At 44.2% G+C, this 6,523-nt stretch carries 3 protein-coding genes; 2 read left to right on the top strand and 1 reads right to left on the bottom strand.

From position 1 onward, the window contains the following. Nucleotides 1-207 precede the first annotated feature (207 nt). Nucleotides 208-4,680 carry an exodeoxyribonuclease V subunit gamma gene (locus DVY93_RS04870; RefSeq protein ID WP_198333558.1) on the bottom strand — a complete coding sequence of 1,491 codons (4,473 nt, stop codon included), beginning with the start codon at nt 4,678-4,680 and terminating at the stop codon, nt 208-210. A 446-nt stretch (nt 4,681-5,126) separates the two neighbouring features. Between DVY93_RS04870 and DVY93_RS04865 the strand changes: the two genes are divergently transcribed. Further along, entirely contained in the window at nt 5,127-5,657 is a 531-nt protein-coding gene (locus DVY93_RS04865) for a hypothetical protein (RefSeq protein WP_193004949.1), read from the top strand. Nucleotides 5,658-5,731: 74 nt separating this feature from the next. Then, a complete protein-coding gene (locus DVY93_RS04860) occupies nt 5,732-6,493 on the top strand; it encodes a hypothetical protein (RefSeq protein WP_230709434.1) in 762 nt (253 codons plus the stop codon). Nucleotides 6,494-6,523 lie beyond the last annotated feature (30 nt).

The raw sequence follows: 6,523 nt of genomic DNA, 5'->3' as shown, positions 1-6,523 counted from the left end.
ATTAAATAGATATTGATGATAAATTCGTCTATGGGCATCTCACAACTCCATTGTATTCTTGGTCGAAAACAATAGATTAGTGAGGTGCTCTTCTTTTTTCAATCACTTTCGAAGTTGAGAGTGGGGTACTTTTAATGATTATCTATGAAATCAAAATCTATCAGGTCAAAATAAACAGCGAAATAAACTGGGCGGTAGCCATCCTAGCTAATTATCTAAACCGTTTAGTGCGACAAACATTGGCTCGTACAGCGGCTGTGCCAAGGTAGTTAAGGCCGCTGTTAGCGCTTTAAATGCGTCTTGATCGCGCAATAGGTATTGCCAAATGGCGTGCTGTGAGCAGTTATCGTATACCGTGTCTGAATGATAACTGGGTCTTAACCAGTCGGAAAAATCTGCACGTTTTGGCCAATAGCCGCCATTTGTGCCCTCGTTTTCTTTAACGTTTGAACGCTTGCCAAGGTAGTTGAGTGCATACTCAGGCAGTAGCGTAATAGGAACTTGACCTGACAGGTTGCCAAAAATCGCCCACTTAATCAGCTCAATCACCGCATATTCATAGGCAATAGGACTTAGCTTGAATGCGATAGTATTTTTATAGCTATCTACTTGCGAGCTGGCTTTATTAAAGCGCCAAATACTTGTGCCATCGTTTAATGCCACTTGCTCAGCTGTGGTGCGTCTGGCAACTTGCCAGTATAAATGTGATAACCAAAACTTGAGTAAGTGTCTGGGACTCGCAGAATTTGGCAAAATATTTAACCACTGCTTTGGTGAGTGCTCAGTATAAGATACGCCTGCCTGCTTATGAGCATCTATCGGCACCAGACCTTTAATCTTAATAGCCTTTGGCAACAGTGTCAGCATTGCTTCAATATCCGTCTGACAGCTTGACTCATTAGTATCAATAGTCTTAACCCTATTGATCACCGACTTTAGCTCTAGCTGCACAGAATGCTCGCTCGTTGCAGTCAGTAGCTGCAAACCTGTGGCCGCTTCTTTGCCCTCATCAAAACCATTAGCAATTAACTGCTCTTTGAACTCCACACATTGCTGCTGTAGTTTTCGTTGCTGATTGGGTAGCGTGGTTTGGCGCGCCACCCCTGCTGGCATCATTTTTTGGTACATCATAGTGGCGTTAGCATTTTCAATCGCTGCATTGCCATCACTTTGTTCGGTTGCATTAGCCGCCAGTGACTTAAGCAAATGCGCTTTAATCTGATAAGTCGTCAAACTGTCTAAAAACAGTGGCTCTTGATGCGCCAACGCTTCTTCGCCTTGCACCACATGCACTTTTTGAGTACGTAAAAATGCTTTGGCCGGGTGACGTACTTGATAAACTAGGCTGCCTTCAATATCTATCTCCCCGATGTTAAATACAAATTGGATAATCGCTTTAGTCGCCTCACTGATATCAGAAGTATCATCTAGCGCTAACATCTCAGCCAAGACAGATAAGGTTTGATTATTTACTTGTCCCAGTTGACCCAAGCCTTGACCAAGCATCGTAGCGATTGCTCCGTACTGTGTTTTGGTTGGCAGACCAACTAGTTGCGTGTGCTCGCTCGCGATCCTACCATTTAAGGTATCAAACACAGCTTGCCATAGCGGCGCGGGTGGAAATTGTTTTTTCTGCGCCAGCTTGGTTTTACGCATGGCTTTATTTAATAAAATACCCAGCTCATCCGCTACACTAATAGAGCCACTATCCTGAGCATCATCATTGGACTGACGCTCATTGGCATTGATGTTGGTCTGTTGCTCAGAAGCATCCGTACCTTCAATGTCTGTCTCAAATAAACTGCGATGGAAAGGCAATGCGGGATGCTCAGTCACTAACCATTGTTTGATCAGCTTAGGTAAATAGCGTTTGAGACTCTCGGTCGTTGGGTCAATATTTTCAGGCAGGGTGTCAAGTGAATTCACTTGCCACTGTACTTCACCTTGTAAGAACTGTAGCAACTCACTGACTGGATTGGCTGGTAAGTGCTCATGCGTATCCGTCAGGCTTTGACCATTGTAGAATATCCAGCACGCACTACGTGCACACAGCATCGCATCTAAAAATGCCCCATTGTCATCATCCTCGCTGACTCTATCACCGCGACGAGCGTTAGTGGCTTTGATCAAGTCATATCGGTTATCACGGTCACGCGCAGGAAACTCAGAAAGATCCATATTAAGCATCACCACCAATTCAAAAGGCACATTCCTAAGGGCACCAAATCGACCAAATGTAATTACGCCAGTGGGCTCAGCACTGACTTGCTGACTTTCTAACTCGTCTTCGATACTATCTAGCATAAAACTTAGCTTTAATGGTAGCTGCTCAACGCCTGCCAGCCTTTGTTCCACTTCCTTATTGGCGCTATCACCGCTCGCGTACTGTTTATAATGACGATTGGCGCGCAAACTTGATTTAAAGCCATTCATGGCATTATATATGGCACGCATCGTCCGCGTTTGATCGACATCGCCAAAGTAGCGATGGATCACTTGCGTCTCAATCTGATCCAGCCAATCTTCCGCTTTCATTCTTTGGGTATGATCGTCACGTCGTTCCACCAAACCTACATAGATACGGCTAAGCGCTTCCACAATCATCGCATCATTTAGGCTCACTTGTGGCAATGGCAAACTCATCTCAGGCATTGCCGTACTTGCCCACTCACCCTCACGCAAAGGGTATAAGCAATTACTCAAACTGGCCTCTGGCATCACAAGCCCCAAGGCCAATCGGTCTAACGCTTGGGCAAAACTAAAGCGATAATCGTAGTCATTAGCGTCTAAGGTTTGCTTAAGATGCCGCTCATCAAAGCCGCGGATAAAGCCCGCTTCTACCAATAAATCACAACCACGGCTCATTTGCTCATGAGTCAGCCCAAAGCTTTCAAACAAAGGAGGCAACATCAGCCAGTCTAAGACCTCAGCTGCTTCAAAACGGGCGCTATGACTGCCCAACAATTTGTAAAACCCAATAATCGCTTCCCATAGCTGACGAATGTCAGTATCGACAACACCCGTTACCTTTGCGGGCAAGGTCAAACCATCTTGACCTTTACCACTGACGAAAATAGAACCAATGAGCGCATGATGTCGCTCAACATCCGGTAGCAACACCACAATATCGGATATGTGGCGTTTTTTCTCACCCGTTTGGATAGGTTCATTTAGCCAGCGACCAATCATAATACGCAGTACTTCAAGCTGGCGTTGTAAATTGTGACACGAATGAATGCTTAGGCTATTATCTTGCGATGATATGGCCCAAAAACGATCCTTTTCAAAGCGCTTATTTTCTAGCACGTCATCGTCGTACCATGGCGTGTCTGACGCTTCTTGCTCAAAGCCCAACTCTATTTGCTGACTGACGGCCTCTGACACTTTTGCCGCTGTCGCCTGCTGGGTCGATTGCTCATCCAGCATCAACACATCGTTTTGCAAACGTCGCAATAAGCTTGAGGTGTTTTGTGCCTCTTGAAAGCTATCAGCGCTATCAACATCATAGACGCTGCCATCAATAGTATTACCCGTTTCATCAAAACTAGTATCAAAATTATCCTGCCATTCGACAAGCGCCTCTTGATATTGCTCATTACCTGACAAATTCGCCAGCATGGCAAAGGTATCGCGAGACTGTTTTCCCAAACGCGACAACAAACTATGCCCATAATCACGTAAAAACACACTTTCAGGATTGATGATCTGTTGACGCTGTAACCACGACTTATCGACAATATCTGCCCAAAACAGCTTTGAGGGGTTGTAGTGTAATAATGTGATGTCCATGTATTGCGATAAGCGCTGTAAAAAATCAAGCTCGGTCTGAGGCAGTTGCTGAATGGTAAAAATGCGCAGCACCTTGGGCAATTGATCACGCTCATTTGCCTTATTATGCTTTAAGGCTGACCAGAAATTGTCTTCAATGGTCACGCGGTGCTGATGAACATCGGCAAACAGATGCGACCATAAGAATCGTTGCGCAACTTCCAGCTCTACATAATGCTCCATTAACCACTCAGGCGTTCCGCGTGCATACTTGTCAAAGCGCAGTGATAACGCGTCTTTATCCGCTATCAGTGCATCTACATCAAGTGGCTCATTATTTGACCATAATGCTAACCAATCCTCACGGTGGGTTAAGTAGCGGTTAAACACTCGGGTCAAATCACTTGCCAGCTGCCAAATACGCGCATCTTGCTGCGCCTTATCTTGTTGTGCCGTGTCTAGTCGTAGAGCGTCTTGTTTAACATTTTCTTGTGGCCCCTCAATCAAAGACGCCAATAGCGGGTGTACTGGGTGCGCTTCATTTTTAACAATCGACTCTTGATAGTAAGTCAGATACCCAAACAGGCGCCATTGCATCACTGTCGGCGATAATACGGCAACTTCAGGCACATTCAAAACTGCTGTTTCAGGGTTATTCTCTAACAAATAGGCGTTATGACGGGTGAGCACATCCTGCATCAGCGTCCACTGATACTGACCCCAAAATTTAGTACGCACCAACGTACTGATGCCAGCACGACTGGCAATCGTCTTATCCAACCAGTCGCCCAATACCATTGAGGGCACAATGACAATAAAAGGCTCAAAAACAGATTGTTCCTTTGACTGATATTGCAAGAGCAATTGATCCACAAGATTTTCGGTACGGTGCGATTGAATAATAGTAAACATAGAGGATAATCTAGATGAAATGGTAGAATAATGAGACGAACAAACACGAATTAAAGTAGATAAGATAAAAAATCTAAGATTAAAGATGTTGATAAAAATAAAGATCAAGCCACAAACGATACTCATCAATACATGTTTGGCAGTCGTTACGGTATTGCATTTCTGCTAGCATGATGATTATAAACAAAAAGTGACAACGCTCATTGTTCTCAGACATTGACGATGAGCATTAAAACTGCGCTGACTGTCAGTGTGCCATTGATGGTTATCGTTTACTAGTGTAGATACCAGTATTATAATACCTTGCGACGGCTGGTGTCGCCTTGTTACGCTGCTCATGTTTAACAACAGCTCACGCTTAACAGAAGAGAGAATGACGATTTTTTTAGTGCCACTTCTGTGCCTTGTGTACATTTAACTTTTTATCAACGAGACAATTTAACACTATGCCCTTGCGTCCTATTGATGCCATTTTCGTTCACCCTCAACAACGTTTATACGTGGTTTACTATCGTGGTGAATTATGGCAGTTGCCGCGTATGAAAATTGATAACACGTCATGGCAAAATAGGCGCCCATTTACTGATGATAGCAGTGCCCTCTATCTCAGTATTCATCAGGCTATTAGCGACCCTGTGTTGGCAAAAAAATTGCGGACACTAAATTTGCCGAACGCAGTGCGCGGCAGTACGTTACCACGCTTTGAAGCATGGTGGGAAGCACACGGCTTTAGGTGGCTTAAAGACAAACTTACCACAGGGCAATCACCACTAGCAGCGCATCAAGCGACAACGCTTACAAAAGCGATTGACAACCACTCCACTTCCCCTTCAAACTATCAACCCGCGCGCTCCGGTGACGGTACTGGTACTGGTCATAAAAGCAGTGAACAGGCAATAAAACCCTCTGAAAATACAGATGTTTTTGCAGAAATGCTGGCCGACTTAGCAGACGAAGTGCTGCATCAGCAGATTTAAACCAAGCCATACGTCACGTACACTGTCTTATTTGACGTTTAACATAAACCAACTAACAAGAAGAGCGGTCACCTATGAAAGACTACAAGCTGCTACTGGCTGGGCTGATTTTACTGCTTTTGATACTCTTCATTGCTGTCTTCACTTGGTTATGGATTCATAATCGTAAGAACATAGACCCCCTACCTGTCATGGCCAACAAAAAAGAACCTATCGTAGTGCCTGAAGAAGAGGAAAATGCCGTCTCCAACAGCACCTTATACATACAAGCGGAAGAAAATTTACAAGCAGCCTTAGAAGATGTCGTCGTCAGCTTTGAGTCTCGCTATCCTCACGTACAAGTGCAGGCAAGCTACGTACCCGCTCATACTCTTCTGACACTATCGAATGCCACTTCTAGTGACGATGAGCGCTCAGAGTTTGTGGTAGGTGTAGATATGATTATCGCTAATGATAGCCTGCCCACAGAACGACTTGCACCATTACAAGCAGAGCTACAAGCCGCTCAAAACAATCAAGAAGAAGCGATCAGTAAAACCGACACGGCTAAGATAGATGATACAAATTCACGCACCCTAAACTCTTACAACTATGCGTTGAGAGACGAGAAAACGCTTGAAGGTGTTATTTTGACAGACAATACTGCCGCTGTTAACTTCCGCAACTTTTTACTCTCAAGCACAGGACAAGACATATTAAAAAAATATGATTATCACAATATTGAAGGTTATAAAAATAGCGTAAACGACTTATTTAATCCAACATCACGGGCAAAACAAGCATCAAATGATACATCTGTAGATGTCGCTGATGCGCTTAGTAACGGCAAATCCTGATAAATTGTCTCTATTTAGGTTTTGTTGATT

This window comes from Psychrobacter sp. CCUG 69069 (assembly GCF_021023115.1).
Classification (GTDB): Bacteria; Pseudomonadota; Gammaproteobacteria; order Pseudomonadales; family Moraxellaceae; genus Psychrobacter; species Psychrobacter namhaensis.
Note: the sequence above shows the minus strand (reverse complement) of the source record. Positions and strands in the feature narration are given on the sequence as shown.